12 protein-coding genes are annotated in these 16,579 nt (G+C 33.5%); 8 read left to right on the top strand and 4 right to left on the bottom strand.

Going from position 1 to position 16,579, the window contains the following annotated elements:
* Window positions 1-4: 4 nt before the first annotated feature.
* From D1003_RS05370 to D1003_RS05360, 3 genes are all read right to left on the bottom strand, one after another.
* Window positions 5-658, bottom strand: coding sequence for a hypothetical protein (locus D1003_RS05370; protein WP_153936033.1), 654 nt, complete (start codon window positions 656-658; stop codon window positions 5-7).
* A gap of 6 nt (window positions 659-664) precedes the next feature.
* Window positions 665-1,366: a PspA/IM30 family protein gene (locus tag D1003_RS05365; RefSeq protein ID WP_153936032.1), complete on the bottom strand. Its 702-nt coding sequence runs from the start codon at window positions 1,364-1,366 to the stop codon at window positions 665-667.
* A gap of 76 nt (window positions 1,367-1,442) precedes the next feature.
* Window positions 1,443-1,844, bottom strand: a complete 402-nt coding sequence (locus D1003_RS05360) for a hypothetical protein (RefSeq protein WP_014937345.1) — start codon at window positions 1,842-1,844, stop codon at window positions 1,443-1,445.
* 94 nt (window positions 1,845-1,938) lie between these two features.
* On the opposite strand from D1003_RS05360, the gene D1003_RS05355 reads away from it, so the two are divergent.
* Entirely contained in the window at window positions 1,939-2,556 is a 618-nt protein-coding gene (locus D1003_RS05355; protein WP_236627946.1) for a helix-turn-helix domain-containing protein, read from the top strand.
* On the opposite strand, the gene ligA is transcribed toward D1003_RS05355, so the two are convergent.
* Entirely contained in the window at window positions 2,553-4,562 is a 2,010-nt protein-coding gene (gene ligA, locus D1003_RS05350; RefSeq protein WP_153936031.1) for an NAD-dependent DNA ligase LigA, read from the bottom strand. The two genes, D1003_RS05355 and ligA, sit on opposite strands and share 4 nt — an antisense overlap.
* Before the next feature lie 163 nt (window positions 4,563-4,725).
* On the opposite strand from ligA, the gene D1003_RS05345 reads away from it, so the two are divergent.
* From D1003_RS05345 to D1003_RS05315, 7 genes are all read left to right on the top strand, one after another.
* The gene (locus tag D1003_RS05345; protein ID WP_153936030.1) at window positions 4,726-7,635 is read left to right on the top strand and encodes a DEAD/DEAH box helicase family protein; all 2,910 of its coding nucleotides are present in this window, start codon (window positions 4,726-4,728) and stop codon (window positions 7,633-7,635) included.
* A 121-nt stretch (window positions 7,636-7,756) separates the two neighbouring features.
* Window positions 7,757-9,211: an ATP-binding protein gene (locus D1003_RS05340; RefSeq protein ID WP_052910233.1), complete on the top strand. Its 1,455-nt coding sequence runs from the start codon at window positions 7,757-7,759 to the stop codon at window positions 9,209-9,211.
* Window positions 9,212-9,386: 175 nt separating this feature from the next.
* Complete coding sequence (locus D1003_RS05335; protein WP_153936029.1) at window positions 9,387-11,264, top strand: site-specific DNA-methyltransferase; 1,878 nt, start codon at window positions 9,387-9,389, stop codon at window positions 11,262-11,264.
* 689 nt (window positions 11,265-11,953) lie between these two features.
* Window positions 11,954-12,691 carry a hypothetical protein gene (locus D1003_RS05330; RefSeq protein ID WP_153936028.1) on the top strand — a complete coding sequence of 246 codons (738 nt, stop codon included), beginning with the start codon at window positions 11,954-11,956 and terminating at the stop codon, window positions 12,689-12,691.
* 1,782 nt (window positions 12,692-14,473) lie between these two features.
* Window positions 14,474-14,680 carry a hypothetical protein gene (locus D1003_RS05325; protein WP_153936027.1) on the top strand — a complete coding sequence of 69 codons (207 nt, stop codon included), beginning with the start codon at window positions 14,474-14,476 and terminating at the stop codon, window positions 14,678-14,680.
* A 47-nt stretch (window positions 14,681-14,727) separates the two neighbouring features.
* The gene (locus D1003_RS05320) at window positions 14,728-15,537 is read left to right on the top strand and encodes a GLPGLI family protein (protein WP_153936026.1); all 810 of its coding nucleotides are present in this window, start codon (window positions 14,728-14,730) and stop codon (window positions 15,535-15,537) included.
* Between the two features lie 424 nt (window positions 15,538-15,961).
* Complete coding sequence (locus D1003_RS05315; RefSeq protein ID WP_013447143.1) at window positions 15,962-16,129, top strand: PLDc N-terminal domain-containing protein; 168 nt, start codon at window positions 15,962-15,964, stop codon at window positions 16,127-16,129.
* Window positions 16,130-16,579: the final 450 nt, after the last annotated feature.

The raw sequence follows: 16,579 nt of genomic DNA, 5'->3' as shown, positions 1-16,579 counted from the left end.
GTTATTAAAGCTCATAGTATTTCTCTACGAAATAATATTTTTTATCAAGATGTTCATCTATGATGATGACTTTGTCGTTTTCTTTTAAAGGTATTCCGTTTTTGCTTTTTACTAATAGCTTAATTGGGTTTTGGTTGATAACTAGTTCTATCATACCTATTTTATCTTGTTCTATACTAGATTTTAGTGTGCCTACTCTCCCTAAATAGTCGTATGCTATTTCTCCTTTATGATTAATTTCTTTAAATATTGGTTTTAAAGGCATAGACATATATTTACTGATAAACAAACTTATAAAAAAAGCAGGAAATATCGTTATAAAATATGCCCATTGTGGTAACATAATAAAGTAACTGATATTAACATTGATAAGCCAAGTAAAAAGCAATACTAGGGTTAAAAAGAAGGTGATAGGAACAATATCTAAGTTTAAAAACTTTAGAAACTGAATAAAAGCAGAGGGTTCATGAGGTACTTCTAGCGTGCCATCTGGATTTTTAACAGCTATACTATCAGATTCTAAATCTAGGTCTAAATCAAAGTCTCCTAAGCCAGAAAATATAGTGAGAAGCCAATACAATACGCTTAAAATGAGTAATATGCTTAGTACAGTATTGGCTGGATTGAAAGATACTTCTATAAGCTCTCGGATAGTCATTGTGGATTAGGAATTTTTAAGTTGTTCTTTCAGTGCTGCTAATGCTGTTTCTGCTTTTGCATTAGAAGTATCCGCTGCTTGATTTATTTCCTCATCTATACTTTTGCTAGCATTGGCTATTTCTCCATAAGCATCTGCGACAGCTTCTTGCTGAAGTACTTTTTCTTTCATTTTTTCTAACATACCGATGGTACTATCGTTTGAAAGTTGAGACATTTTTTGGTTAATATCTTTAGTTGCTTGGCTTACCTGTACTCTTGCTTTTAGAGTTTTTAGTTCGCCTTCCCATTTGGCAATGTTAGATTTAAGCGTGTTGATATTTGCTTGCATTTTCTCAACATCACTTTCTAATTTTTTACGGTCGGTTTCTGCGATTTTAGAATCGGCTAAAGAAAGTTCCTTCTTTTTAAGAGCTTCCTTAGCTAATCTATCCGCCTCTTCGGTTGGCATTTCTTCCTTCATTCCTTTTTGAACAAGAATAATGGCTTTACTTTGATACTCTTCCGCTTGGTTCTCTAAGGCTGTTTGTTCGTTTTTTCTTCTTATTGCTAAGGCTTTCACTTGAGCTAGAGCATCTATGCTTTTGCTTAGCTGGTCTTTCATTTCTCTAATGCCCTGTTCGGTCATTTTAATAGGATCTTCTAATTTATCTATTGCAGCGTGAGTTTCTGCATTGCCTATTCTGAAAAGTCTTTTAAGTATGTTCATTTTTTATTTTTTTAATTAGGTTAATAATAATTCTAAGATAAAGTAAATTAAGGTAACGAGTAAGTATGCCATAGTGCTAATCTTTACTATATTCTATCATTTCCGATGAATACTCACTTAATAATAAACTTAGTGAATTTATGGTTGACATAAGCTCGTTTTGGTCCAAATTCTCTGTTTGCAAAGTGTTGCGAAAAATTACCTTTTCTCCTGTTTCATCTAGTACAAAAGCTCCGTGAACAATATCTCTATTCTTAATTAGAAGTTCCTTAAATATATTTTGCTTATTATTTTTGCAATAAAATAGAAACTGTTCTACGATGAGGATTTGTGGAGCAATGGCTATCATCATATTTTTAATGCCATCTGTTTCTTTTTCAATGATGAATACTTTATTGTCTGCACTCTCGTATATGAGCTGAAACTCCCACTCTAATAACCATTCTTTAATGGTTTGAAATAAATTAAGCTGTTTCATAGTTAATAATTTTGCTAATATTTTATGCAAATATAATTATAAAAATTAAAATTGCAAATATTTTTAACATTAAAGAGAAAAATATTTTTTAGTTTTGCATAAAATATTAGCAATTATGACTTATTTCGGTACTAATATAAAAAAAATAAGGCAAATAAAAGGGCTTTCTCAACAAGCATTTGCGGATATGCTGAATTTAACACGAGGAATTATAAGTTCTTACGAAGATGGTAGAGCTGAACCTAAGGTGGAAACTCTCCTTAGAATTGCACAGTTTTTAGATATGAAAACAGATGATTTAATATCTAAGCCTCTTACGGTTAATCAATTAGCTAATTTTGAGGAAGTAGAAGATTTAATCTATAAGAAAGAAAATATTATCGAAAATAAAAAAGAATTTTATCCGATTAAAGTTGAACAATCTCTGTTCGCGAATGTGGAGTATTCTTTGGAAGTAACTTCTAAAATAGAGGATAATCCTTTTTATCAGGATAAGGATATCTTGTTGCTTAGAAAAAATTACGAAAAAGACAGAAACAAGGGACAATACCTTATCATCACTTCTGAAAAGTCTTATATAAGCTGTGTTCCTAATGTAGATGAGGAATGCTTTTTAATTGTAGGCTGTATTTATTCTAATCAAAGTACCAGTCTTATCAATGATATAATGAATAGGTTAGAATATATAGAAAAAACACTAAAAATATCTTAACTATCTATTAAATCCAAAAATTCTTGTTCGTCTAATATGGTTACAGTGCCTAGAGTTTGGGCTTTTTTAAGTTTGCTCCCTGCCTTTTCGCCCACTACCAAATAGTTGAGGTTTTTGGATACAGCAGAAATATTTTTGCCACCGTATTTTTCTACCATTTCTTCGGCTTGTTCTCTGGTAAATAGTGATAATTTACCCGTAAATAAAAAGGTTTTACCTTCTAAAACATCACTTACTTTTGTGTTGGTGTTTTCTTCTTGTTCTAGTTGGATACCGTAAGATTTCAATCTATCTAAGATTTCAATATTTTCTTCATTCTGAAAATAATTGACGAGACTTTCAGCTATCTTTATACCCACATCTTCTACCTCTGTAAGCTCTTCTAGGGTGGCTTTTTTTAACCCTTCAATAGAACGGAAGTTTTTTACCAACTTTTTGGCTACAGTTTCGCCTACGTGCTTAATGCCTAAGCCAAATAGCACTTTTTCAAATGGAATTTGTTTGGATTTTTCAATGCCGTCCAAAATATTTTGTGCAGACTTTTCTGCCATTCTATCTAAGGGGAGTAGCTGCTCTTTAGTAAGAGTATAAAAATCGGCAATGTTGGAAATAAGTCCCTCTCTGAAAAGTTGTTCTATAGTTTCGGAGCCTAAATTTTCTATATTGAGAGCTTTTCTAGAAACATAGTGTATCATTTTTCCTATTACTTGTGGAGGGCAATGGGTTTCGTTGGGACAAAAATGTGCGGCTTCTCCTTCGTTTCTCACTAGTGGCATATGGCACTCTGGACAGTGGCTGATGTAGGCTACCAACGTTGCATTTGGCAATCTTTTTTCTTCATTAACGCCCACTATTTTGGGAATAATTTCTCCACCTTTTTCTACATAAACAAAGTCTTGAGTGTGTAGATTGAGTTTCCTTATAATATCCTCATTGTGTAGAGAGGCTCGTTTTACGATTGTCCCTGCCAGAAGTACGGGTCTTAGATTAGCTACAGGGGTTATGGCCCCAGTACGTCCCACCTGATAAGAAATGCTTTCTAATTGTGTTTCTACTTTTTCTGCTTTAAATTTATGAGCCATTGCCCATCTTGGAGATTTGGCAGTGTAGCCTAGTAGCTGTTGTTGATTAAGATTATTGACTTTAATTACAATCCCGTCTATTTCAAAATCAAGATGTTGTCTTTCTTTGTCCCAATAGTCAATAAAATCTTTTACTTCATCTAGATTTTTACAGAGTTTAGCTTGTTGAGATGTTTTAAATCCCCAGTCTTTAGTTTGTTCTAGTAGTTCCCAGTGTGTTTTTACAGGAGTGTCTTCTGCTACTACTTGGTAGAGTACTGCCGAAAGTTTTCTTTTTCTGACCTCTGTGCTGTCCTGCATTTTAAGGCTTCCGCTAGCGGTATTTCTAGGATTCATAAAAAGGTCTAAACCCTCTTTTTCTCTAGCTTTATTGATGAGGTTGAAGTGTTTTTTTGTGAGATATATTTCTCCTCTGATGTAGAAGGTGTTAGGGTATTCTCCTTTGATTTTTAGCGGAATATCCGAAATGGTTTTTACATTGGCTGTAATTTCGTCGCCTTGGAAACCATCGCCTCTAGTAACCGCTTGCTTGAATGCACCGTTTTCATAAAGTATAGAAATAGATGCTCCATCATACTTTAGTTCTGCTACATATTCTATATCGGTTGTATCTAAACTTTTAATCAGTCTGTTTTGCCAGTCGGATAGGTCTTCGAAGTTATAAGAATTATCTAAGGAATACATTCTGTGACGGTGTTCTACCGTGGGGAAATTTTTGGTAATGTTACCACCTACTCTTTGTGTGGGAGAGTTATCATCTGCAAATTCGGGGTGAGCTAGCTCTAGGTTTTTTAGTTCTTCCAGCATTACATCAAATTCATAATCAGAAATACCTGGAGTGTCTAGAACATAGTAATTATAATTATGCTGGTGCAGAGTTTCTCTAAGGTTCTCTATTCTGCGCCTTATATCTTCTTGGAGCATTTTTATTTTTTTTACTTGGTGGCAAATTTATAAAAAAGATTATATTCTGTTAAAAAAAATGAATATGCTTGAAGGTAATTTTAAATTATTTTTATTGGTTCTTGTTTAATAAAACGACAGAAATGAGTTATCTTTGACCCCATTGAAAACTTTAAGAAAGTAAATGAGGGCAGAAGTAAAACAGTTTCAGTACGAAGTACAAGCATATCAAGAAGATTGTGTTGGGAACATCATTAGTCTGTTTGAAAATTTCAGAGATGGAGTACCCTTCACAAAAGCATTGCAAACCCATCAAGAGACACATTTATATAATTTCCCTGTCCAAGAAACTAGGAATATAGATGTAATGATGGAGACGGGAACGGGAAAAACATTTACTTTTATTAAAACTATCTTTGAGTTAAGTAAAAACTTTGGATATAAGAAGTTTATCATTCTAGTGCCTACGGTTCCTATCCGAGAGGGTACTAAGACCAACTTAGAAGATACCAAAACCTATTTCAGAAGTCTCTACGCCAACGAAAGGGATAAGGAGATTGAAACTTTCGTTTACGAAGGTGGTAATATTTCTGCGGTAAGGCAATTTATAATGGCTAATCACTTATCCGTTTTGGTAATGACGCCAAGTTCTTTCAATAGTAGTGATAATATATTGAACCGTCCGTTAGACAAAGAAATACATACACCTACTTTGTTTGAAAGTGAGCAAAAATCGCCTAAAACTTACTTAGAGTGCCTAAAACGCCTTAATCCCATTATTATAATGGACGAACCTCACCGTTTTGAAGGCGATGCGTTTAAAAAATATTTTGAAGGATTTGATAATTATTACCTTCGTTTTGGTGCTACTTTTCCGAAGAAAAAAGACAGCTTGTCTTTGTCTAATGTGGCGTATGTATTAGACAGTATATCATCGTTTCGGCAGAGTTTGGTTAAGAAAATTGTGGTTTATACACAAGGTATAGCCACTGGTGAAGATACGCTTGTGGGGATTGAAACTATACAGTCCAAAAATACCGCTCTTGTAAATACTTTAATCAACGGGATTTCGGTAAGGAGAAAGCTCGTATCTGGAGAGGTCTTTAATGGAAAAACGATAAAGAAAATCAATAAAAAAAATCTAATACTAGGAGACGATACCATCGTGAGCCCAGAATACGCTTTGTCCGATGAGGCTCTACGGGCTATGATTAAAGAAACCATTAAAATTCATTTTGAAAAAGAGAAAAAACTTTTTGAAAAAGGCATCAAAGCCCTTACACTCTTTTTTATGGAAAGCAACATTAGTGCTTATCGTGGAGACCAGCCCAAAATAAAAATCATTTTTGAAGAAGAATATACCCGTTATAGAACCCAGTTGTTGCAAAGTTTAGACCCCGATAATCCTTACTATGCTTACCTCCAAAAAGATTTTGACAGCGAGGGCAAACTGCAAGTACACAAGGGCTACTTTTCGGGAGATAAGGGAAGCAAAGATGCCAAAATAAAACAAGGCGTTGATGAAATTCTCAAGGACAAAAAGAAACTCCTATCCCTTGACAGTCCTACACGATTTATATTTTCCATTTGGGCATTGCAAGAAGGCTGGGATAACCCAAATGTATTTACTATATGTAAACTCTCTAACGAGGGAAGCGATATTTCCAAACTCCAACAAATAGGGCGTGGACTTAGGATTTGCGTTAATCAGGATTTAGAGAGACAAACGCTCAAGAATTTAGGGAACGACCAAGAGTTGTTTTGGGAAATAAACAATTTAGATGTGATAGTATCCGACAAGGAAAAAGGATTTGTGGAGGGAATTCAGAGCGAAATACTAAGCAATTCTTATTTACTTGCAGAAGTCTTCACGGAGCAAGAACTCAAAATAAGAATTAAAGCAAAATCTAACTTTGATGACTCTACCATTCGGAATCTATTCCGAGCGATGGAACATACCAAAATGATTATCTACAAAACAATGGTAGATGGGATTGATGTTTTTGAAAAATCTCCAGATTTTCTCCAAATCCTTAGAGAGCAAAATCTGCCAGACGAACAAAGAAGAGTGCTAGAAAATATATTTGCCACAGATGCTGGAGCGTATATACAAAAAGGCAAAGAAAGAAGCGAGAAGAAAAAAGTATTTATAAAACCGACGCATCTCAAGGAGTTCCAAAATTTATGGAATGCCATACACAAAAATACTTTCTATATCTTAGAAACATTAAACGAAGCACAAGAACAACAACTAATCAGCAATATAAAGCAAGAAATAGAAAGATTGGAGGTCAGCAGCATTCGCCTCCAAACCGTTCGTGCAGAACTGAATATAAACCAAATAGGGAAAAGCAACGCCATTACGGAGCAAATTACCAATACCATTTCTTACCAAAACCAAGTGGATTATTTGGAGTTGGTACGCGCACTTTCTAGTAGTACCAAAACGCCTATTGCCTTTGTGGTTAAGATATTCAACGCATTGGATAAAGATTTCAAAAGCAAAATCATTAGCAATAATCCTGCACAGGCACAAAAAGAAATTTCGGAAATTATCAAAAAAAATTTAGTCGCAATGCTTAAAGCCAATGTCCGTTACGATGGCATTAGTGGCACAGCAATGCCTAATCTGTTCAAAACAGAGCAAGGGAAAACCTATCTAGATATTGGCAGTACAGGGAAATTCCAAAAAACCATAGAACAAGACTTTCCGCTTAAAAACAAATGGGTATTTGAGGATGTGATAGAGTATGATAGCGATTTTGAATTAAACCTCATACAAAAAGACCCCGATATGAATAGTATTGAGATTTTTGGAAAACTGCCACGCCTAAAAATCAAAACGCCGATGGGAGAATACAATCCCGATTTTTGCTATGCCGTACAATCCAAAGAAGGCAAAAAGGTATTCCTTGTGGTAGAAGCCAAAGGCTATCAGCTTTCCACCGAAATACCTACCGACGAGAAATCTAAAATAGACTTCGCCCGAAAATATTTTGAAGCGTTGAGTGCCTATTACAAAGACCAGCCCATAAAAATATCCTTTAAAGAGCGTATTAGCAAAACCCAATTCGCAAGTTTGATAGAAGATTAAGAACATTAAGTTATGAATTAAGGAACGCATTTTTTTGATTAAAAGCAACTAATTAATAGTATATTAGAAAACATAAGGAACTTTAGCCCCTTAATAAGGAACTAAAAAATATATAGTAAATATGAAAATATCCATCTCTAAAGAAAATACAATTCTTACAAAAGAGTATTTGTTAACTCAAAAAGAAAATCAATATTTTGAGCGAAAAGGTTTTGGAGAAAAAGATTGCAAACCCTCTAAAATAGCTGAAGAATTGATTGGGATGCTCAATGCGGATGGTGGTGTCTTAGTTTTCGGTATTTCAGACGATGGACAAATTTTAGACTTAAAGAAGGTGGCTAATTTAAACGACTATAGAAAAATTGTATATGATTACATTACTCCTCCGTCTAACATCAGATTAGAAGAAGTAGAAATAGACGGCAATCTAATTTTTTTATATCATGTAGAACAAGATATAGAGCGTGTGTTTAGTCGTAAGGATAATGAAAAGATTTTTTTACGAGTGGCTGACTCTAATAGAGAATTAGGTAGAGAGCAGGTAAGAAAATTAGAGTATGATAAAAATATTAGAAGATTTGAAGAGGAGTTAGTAGAAGATTTTGATATTGAAGATTTTGATACTACGCTATTAGAGGTTTATAAACAAAAACTAAATTACCAAGGTGAAATATTTGAGTTACTAAAACAAAGACATCTTGCTATTAAAAAAGAAAACAATTACATTTTTAAAAAATCAGCAGTATTACTTTTTTCAAAAGACCCCGAAAAATATATTCCATCAGCATCAGTTCGCTACATACGATATGAGGGTGTTTTATCTCAAACAGGCACAAATCACAATGTTATAAAAGATCAACGATTTGAAAATAATATCCCAAACTTAATTACAGAACTACATCGTTTTATAAAAATCACATTAAAGGAATACTATTTTTTAGACCTTGAAATAGGAAAATTTATCAAAGTGCCTGAATATCCAGAAGAAGCTTGGCTTGAAGGAATTGTTAATGCTCTATGTCATCGTTCATATAATGTGCAAGGGAGTGCTATTTATATTAAACACTTTGATGATAGAATAGAAATTTCAAATAGCGGACCTTTACCCGCACAGGTTACGGTAGATAATATAAAAACAGAACGATTTGCTAGAAACCCTAGAATAGCAAGAGTACTTGAAGATTTAGGGTATGTTCGGCAACTTAATGAGGGAGTAGCTCGTATTTATGAATCTATGGAAAAATCTATGCTTTCTGTTCCAGAATACAGAGTGCAAAATGGCAATGTATATCTAATACTTAAGAATAAGATTAGCGAACACAGTAAAACCATATCAGCAGAACTTATCAATAAAATAGAAAGACAGTGGAGCAGATACACAGATATTCAAAAGCAAATTATATCTACTCTTTTCATCAATCATAAACTTAATATAAAACAAATAGATGATAAGATAGGTGCAAATGAAAAAACAATTAGACGATATCTTAACGAGTTTATTAAAAATGGAATTATGGAGAAAGACACAAATAAAATAAGAGATATTAACGCTGTATATAAATTAAAGAAAACATAAGGAACCTGAAATACTGTATTTTTATTTATTAAAAACCAATTATTTAGTATGCGTAAGGAATTTTTTAGCACACGTAAGGAATTTTAGAAAGATTATTTCCATAGGTTAAAAATAATGAAGACTAACTCGCAAGTTTGATAGAAGACTAAAAAAGTAGAACCAAGAAACCAAAACAATGAACAAACAACACTTTATAGACCAAGGCTTCTCCGTTATAGGAGAGCCACACCAGCACCCACTGTACCAATTCTTAAAAGAGCACTATCCCAGTGTCCTAAAAGACAACGAAATCAACCTACAAGAACTCAAAACTCTTTTAGGCTTGCCCATAGACGAGAAAGTAAATGGCTACGGGCTCAACTTTGTGGGGCGAAACTTTGCTCGTGCAAAATACACCCAAAAAACCACCAAAGAGCTATGTCTTAATACCACGCTAAGTCAAAATAGAGACACCACCCAAAACCTCGTACTAAAAGGCGACAATTTAGACAGCCTCAAAATACTCAAGAGCCACTACACGGGCAAAATAAAATGCATCTATATAGACCCGCCTTACAATACCACTAGCGATGAGTTTGTATATCCCGATAAGTTTGACAAAGAAGAAGCCCAAGTCTTAGGTTTAGCCGATTTAAGCGAGGACGAGTTTGACCGAATGGACTTTAGTTTTAAAACCAAGAAAAGCCACAACGGTTGGTTGAGTTTTATGTACCCACGCCTACTATTGGCAAGAGATTTACTAAGCCAAGACGGCGTTATCTTTATTTCTATTGACGATAACGAACAAGCCAACCTAAAACTCCTCTGCGATGAAATTTTTGGCGAAGAGAATTTTGTGAGTCAGTTTCTGTGGAATAAAACAGCAACGCCACCAAGTTTATCAAATGATGTTCGTAGAAAGTATGAATATATTTTGTGTTATCAGAAATCCAATAATAGAAGTAATGGATTATCAGCTGGGAAGGTAGAAGGAGGTGATATGCCTTTGTTGAATGAGTCTAACTCTGAAAGAACTTTAGTTTTTAAAAAAGAGAATGTCAATTTTAAATTTGATGGATTTTTCAAAAAGGGTAATTATGATAGAGTGGAGCTATTGGAAGATATTGAAATTAAAAATGGAAAAGCTAATACAGACTTAAAATTAAAAGGTAAATTTAAGTGGGTGCAATCAACGGTAGATGATGAAATTGATAATGATACTATATTTTGGGTTAAAACTGAAAAATTTGCAATTCGTTATGAAAGAAATAAACTAAGAATAAAAACACCTTCAAATATTATAAATAAGAATGAATGTAATGTTGGAACTAACGAAGATGCTAATAAAGAAATAAAAAGTGTGTTTGGACAGTCAACATATTTTGATTTTCCCAAACCTTCTAGCCTCATTAGATATTTAGTTAATGCTGTTGTTTTTAATGACCCCGACTCCATCATTTTAGACTTCTTTGCAGGTTCGGGGACTACGGGGCACGCCGTAATGCAGCTCAATGCCGAAGACGGGGGCAACCGTAAGTTTATCCTTTGCCAGATAGACGAACCCATAGACCCCAAAAAACCTGCCCATCAGTTCTGCAAAGACCACCAGCTAGAGCCCGTAATCTCTAGCATCACCATAGAACGCCTCAAACGAGCAGGGCAGAGCATCGCCCAAAAAATAGAAGAAGAAAACACCCGCAGAAGCACCTCTGGCGAAGACCCAAAACCAATGCCCGACTTAGGATTTAAAGTGTTCGACAGCACAGAAGCCCCCCAACTAGAGCTCAACGAGGAAGAAATAGTTTTCCCAAAACTCTCCAACGATGCCCTAAGCCGCATCTACAATATGATATTTACCGTAGGGATAGACGAGCCTACACAAGCCCCAGAAGTAGTAGTAGAAGACGCCATCTACAAAATAGGCCACCACTATTACATTACCAATAGCCATAGCCTAACCCCAGAACAGTACGCTATGGCAATAAAAAACGGCAAAGTATTTATAGACGGTTGGACGGCAAGCCTCAACGGCACAATGCAGAGCTATAAAGAAGAAGTAAAAATCGTGTTTTAGGCACAAGACCTCATTTCAGTTTCCGTTTACCAGCACTTGCGGGCTTACTCACTAGAAGTCGGCAAGTGTTTTTTTTATCGCCCAAGCAAAGTAGGGGCTACCCTCCCAGCCGCATAAACACCCACCACTTGATTAACCTCTACCGCCACCGTTTTATAGGACAAGTTGTCTTGTTTCGCCTTTCACACAAGTGTATTTAAGTTCCCGCAGGTTGATTAAACCAAACTACCACTGTTTTATAGGACAAGTTGTCTTGTTTTACCATTCGCACAAGTGTATTTAAGTTCCCGCAGGTTGATTGTACCCAATCACCACCGTTTTATAGGACAAGTTGTCTTGTTTCGCCTTTCACACAAGTGTGTTTAAGTTCCCGCAGGCTGATTGTACCCAACTCCACATAACATTAGAATAAAAAAAATAGAAAAAAATTTTGCAGAATCAATTATTGTAGATACATTAGCCTCGTTATAAGTTATTTTATTTAAGAACATTACCCGAATATCATTTTCATATTGAAATAATGAAAGGAAAACAGAAGGAATGCCTTGAAAACGACAGTAAAGGAACTATTTAATTTGCCCTTATAATGGGAAGGAAAAGCCGAACACCTGCCTTCGCTTATGCGAAAAGTTTAGATTATAAAGTATAATCATACAAAATAAGTAGGCAATATATTAAAATATAATAAAATGATAAATTTAAACTTAAAAAAAATCGTACTGTTTGGGCTTATAACTTTTTCATTTTTACTTTTTATGTCATGCAGAAATGATTCTAATGAAAATATTGAATCAAAAATGGAAAATTATACATTAAAAGAGCAAAGTCTGAGGAGTCTGTCTCCATTTAGCATTAATTTTAATATTAAACGGATTAATATAGATAAGATAAATAATAGACGATATAAAGTTTCGTCGTTAAGAGCAGCTGGTAGGCGAGGAAATCCAGAGATAGTTGAAAATACTAATGTTTCATTAGAGGATAATCTTGTTGTGTTTTCAACAGCTATGTTTTCGAATCTATATTCCATAAAAAAAGATGTTATAAAGGGTACTTTATTTTTTAACAATGGAAAAGAGGAAGTTGAAGTTACAAATGAATTTATTGATACTGTTAAAGGTAATGATGCATATGTATTGAAAAGATTGATAGCTTTGTATATTGAGCTATATGATACTTCAATTAGAAAAATGGGAGGGATTGAAACAATGAGACTAGCTGAGCAAAAAGCATGTGCAGAATTTGAAAGTAGTATTGGTTTTACAAGTTCTGCAGCCGCTTATAGAGCAAGATATGATGCGGTACAGTTTATTAATGATGGGCATGGTGATTGCAAAATAATTGGAACAGATGTGTCTTGTGTAACGGATAGCCATATTTGTTTTGCAACTGTAACGATGGCTTGTAATGGTGCCACTTGTAATTAACTAATTATTATTGACTATGAAAATTTCTTTGTTAGAATCTACAGCATTTATATTTGTAATAATATATTTTATTGCAATGGTATGGACAATCTACAAACTAGTAAAGTCGGACAATACAAGTTCGATGAAAATCTCTCTAATTTTGGTAACAGTTTTTTTACCTTTAATTGGGCTTTTCTCTAGTTTAATGGTACTTAATAAAAAATAACAGGTTATGCATACCTACTCACTATGAGTAAAAATGCGGGACAAGTTGGTACTTTGTTCCGCATATTATATTAAGCTGAAACATTATAGCTCCTAGGCTAAAGCGATACAGAACGAAACTAATGCCCACTCATCAAACGATAGCAAAAAAGTGGAAAAATTTTGCAGAGTCAATTATTGTAGATACATTTGTTCCAGTATATTATTTTATATGAGAGCATTGCTTTCATATTAAAATAATAAAAGGAAAACAGAAGGAATACCTTGAAATAATAGTAAAAAAACTGTTTAATTTACCCTTATAATGGGGAGGAAAAAACCGAAAATTACCCCCTTCTTTGATTGTAAAGAAAATTAAGATTTCAAGAGCTGAAATTTTAAAAAAGTAGGCAACAATATTAAAACACAATAAAATGATAAACTCAAACTTTAAAACAAACAGTGCTATTGGTGCTTATTTGGCTAATTTGCATATAGAAGGGGGGACTTTAGTTAGTGAAGTTTTCCATAAAAAAGTCGGTTTTACGGTTGTTTCAATACAATTATTTTCTTAGTTATAAATTTTTTATCAAAATGAAATCTATCATAAAAATCCTACGAATAATATCAGTAATTTCAATAACAATGTTTTTGTCGTTTAAATTTTTATTCGAGATAAAGCATTTAAGTCATTTCTTCTTTATTATTGCGGTGGGGAATTTATCCTTATTGCTAGTTCTATTTTTTTACAATTTAATTGTTAAAAAATATATAGACTAAACTCAAATTCATCTCTCAACTTTAATGTAAACGTTCTTGTTGAGAGGTTATTATTTTATAGAAAATATCGTATAACGGTGTATTGAAACGAGGTGGGGGTGAGGGAATAATGAGAAAAAATTAACAATATTTTATCACAAGATACTTTTGTATTTGTGAGTGTAATTAACCTCTACCACCACCGTTTTATAGGACAAGTTGTCTTGTTTTACCATTCGCACAAGTGTATTTAAGTTCCCGCAGGTTGATTAAACCAAACTACCACCGTTTTATAGGACAAGTTGTCTTGTTTTACCATTCGCACAAGTGTATTTAAGTTCCCGCAGGTTGATTAAACCAAACTACCACCGTTTTATAGGACAAGTTGTCTTGTTTTACCATTCGCACAAGTGTATTTAAGTTCCCGCAGGTTGATTGTACCCAATCACCACCGTTTTATAGGACAAGTTGTCTTGTTTTACCTTTCACACAAGTGTATTTAAGTTCCCGCAGGTTGATTGTACTCAACTCCACATAACATTAGAATAAAAAAAATAGAAAAAAAATTTGCAGAGTCAATTATTGTAGATACATTTGCCCCGTTGCTACTCATTAGATGTATATTTTATTTTGATGTAATGTCGTGTTTTAGAATCTCCTGTTCTTACTTTACGTGGTTAAGAGTATAGTATAGAAAGTTTTAAAGAGCTGTAGGTGTTAATCCTTTCATAATTTGGAGTAAGAAATCACTAAGAGAAGTGAAAAGCAATAGTTAATTTTAATCAAGTAAAAATCCTCGACTTGATTAAGTAAAATTGAGGACTCGTTTTAAAAATTATGAAAAAGACGGTAACTTTGGGCTTTGTGCTACTTGGAATTGGTGGTGTATTCGCTTTCCCTTTCAGAACCTCTTGTGGAGATGTTGTTTCAGTGAATGTTTCATCTAACTCTGGTATGACTAGAGCGGAATTAATCGATTTATTGCAAGATATCAACGAGATAAATTGTGGAACTAGTGGGAAAATAGTTTTCTATACTCACTAATAAATTTAGGCAATCTATCCTAAAGATGGATTGCCGTTTTTGATATTATGAAAAAAAGAAAATTTATTCCAATTTTATTGTTGGTATTAGTTCATTCAATACTCTACTCTCAAATCCCTTTTAATGTAGAATATGAGGCTGATTATAAGTTAAATTATAAGTTAAGCAATAGGGAGTATGCACCAATTTATGAGACTACATTTGCTCTTTTGATTGGAAAAAATGAAGCTTATTTTAAAAATATGAATCAGTATGTAGAGGATTCTCTAGTCCATACAAAAAAACTTAAAGAAACATCAAATGTCTTAAATGATTTGGCTAGCCGTTCTAAATATCAAAATGATTTTCGTGAAGGTATTGGAATGACAAATTCAAAAATTTATGTTAGTCTTAATATTGGTGGGAAAAATTTCAAATATGAAGAAAAAAACGATACTAGTTGGAAACTAATTGATGAATATAAAAAGATAGGTAATATAAACTGCCAGAAAGCCGTTACAACTAAGTATGGTCGTAATTGGATAGCTTATTTTTCAAATGATATTCCTTTTCAATATGGTCCCTATAAGTTTGGAAATCTGCCAGGTCTAATTGTAGAATTGTATGATGATAAAGATGATTATCATTTTAAAATGTACGCTTTTGTAAAACGGAAATATACTTGTAAATCAGCTAATATTTACACAAATGCAAAATTGGTAAATAAAGCAAAAATTTTCAATTACAAAAAAAATATGAAATCAAATCCAAATAGATTTGATAATTATATAGATGATCCCGAAATGTTACAAAAATTAAGAGTGAAAAGTATAGAAGTGGCGAAATACTATAATCCTATAGAATTAGAAATACAATAAGGAAGTATTTCTAATATAATGGGAGTGGTGTTGAAATAGAGCAGATAATTAACCCCAGCAGTTATGTTGAGTTGCCTTGATATTTTTTTACCTTTCATACAAGTGTATTTAAGTTCCCGCAGGTTGATTGTACCAAACCACCACCGTTTTATAGGACAAGTTGTCTTGTTTTACCATTCGCACAAGTGTATTTAAGTTCCCGCAGGTTGATTAAACCAAACCACCACTGTTTTATAGGACAAATTGTCTTGTTTTGCCTTTCACACAAGTGTGTTTAAGTTCCCGCAGGCTGATTGTACCCAACTCCACATAACATTAGAATAAAAAAAATAGAAAAAAATTTTGCAGAATCAATTATTGTATATACATTAGCCTCGCTGAAATTATCCGCTAGACGGGCAATAAATTGATAACTTAACTTACTATGAACATTTTAATTTTAACATTAGTTTTTGCTTTAATTATAGCAAACTTTATTTGGGCAGTCGTAAATATTGGAAAAAACGAACCTAACAGACTATTATGGCATTTATTTGTATGTTTTTTTCCTGTATTTGGTCCGCTTGTATTCTTAGCGAAGAGTAGAAAATAATACAGAAACAGAGGTAAATGAGGCGAAGAGCCTCATTTACTATTAAAATTTGTAAAAGAGAGAAGAGTAATTCAAGAGGGAGCTAAGACATATTATTCTGTAAAAAAAAATCTTCTCGCAAATTGGTTTAGCTCTGTAAAGCCAAAAATACATTTACTACAATAGAATTGAATAAGCAGCTGATTTTAGTTTGTGTACCAATAGTTTCCGTTTAACAAATCCGTTTTTAGAACAAAACTTCTCCTTGTTTGCCCATTCACCAACCAATTTTAAGGAGAATAAAACCAATTTTAAGAGGCATTAGTTTCTTTAATCTATAAGGTATCGGAATAGATAGTTCTGCTTCATAGATAAATTTAATTTTGGGGAAGATATTCTCCAAATAAGCCCTAGACTAAAGCAATACGGAACGAAACTAATGCTACCACATCAGTACGATAGTAAAAAAAA

The organism is Riemerella anatipestifer (assembly GCF_009663465.1).
In the GTDB taxonomy this organism is placed as follows: Bacteria; Bacteroidota; Bacteroidia; order Flavobacteriales; family Weeksellaceae; genus Riemerella; species Riemerella anatipestifer_C.
This window is presented reverse-complemented; position numbering and strand designations above follow the sequence as displayed.

Excerpts from the sequence above, each read along its gene's own strand:
- D1003_RS05370 (WP_153936033.1), bottom strand. The coding sequence starts at position 658 with ATGACTATCCGAGAGCTTATAGAAGTATCTTTCAATCCAGCCAATACT.
- D1003_RS05365 (WP_153936032.1), bottom strand. The coding sequence starts at position 1,366 with ATGAACATACTTAAAAGACTTTTCAGAATAGGCAATGCAGAAACTCAC.
- D1003_RS05360 (WP_014937345.1), bottom strand. The coding sequence starts at position 1,844 with ATGAAACAGCTTAATTTATTTCAAACCATTAAAGAATGGTTATTAGAG.
- ligA (WP_153936031.1), bottom strand. The coding sequence starts at position 4,562 with ATGCTCCAAGAAGATATAAGGCGCAGAATAGAGAACCTTAGAGAAACT.
- D1003_RS05345 (WP_153936030.1), top strand. The coding sequence starts at position 4,726 with ATGAGGGCAGAAGTAAAACAGTTTCAGTACGAAGTACAAGCATATCAA.
- D1003_RS05340 (WP_052910233.1), top strand. The coding sequence starts at position 7,757 with ATGAAAATATCCATCTCTAAAGAAAATACAATTCTTACAAAAGAGTAT.
- D1003_RS05335 (WP_153936029.1), top strand. The coding sequence starts at position 9,387 with ATGAACAAACAACACTTTATAGACCAAGGCTTCTCCGTTATAGGAGAG.
- D1003_RS05330 (WP_153936028.1), top strand. The coding sequence starts at position 11,954 with ATGATAAATTTAAACTTAAAAAAAATCGTACTGTTTGGGCTTATAACT.
- D1003_RS05325 (WP_153936027.1), top strand. The coding sequence starts at position 14,474 with ATGAAAAAGACGGTAACTTTGGGCTTTGTGCTACTTGGAATTGGTGGT.
- D1003_RS05320 (WP_153936026.1), top strand. The coding sequence starts at position 14,728 with ATGAAAAAAAGAAAATTTATTCCAATTTTATTGTTGGTATTAGTTCAT.
- D1003_RS05315 (WP_013447143.1), top strand. The coding sequence starts at position 15,962 with ATGAACATTTTAATTTTAACATTAGTTTTTGCTTTAATTATAGCAAAC.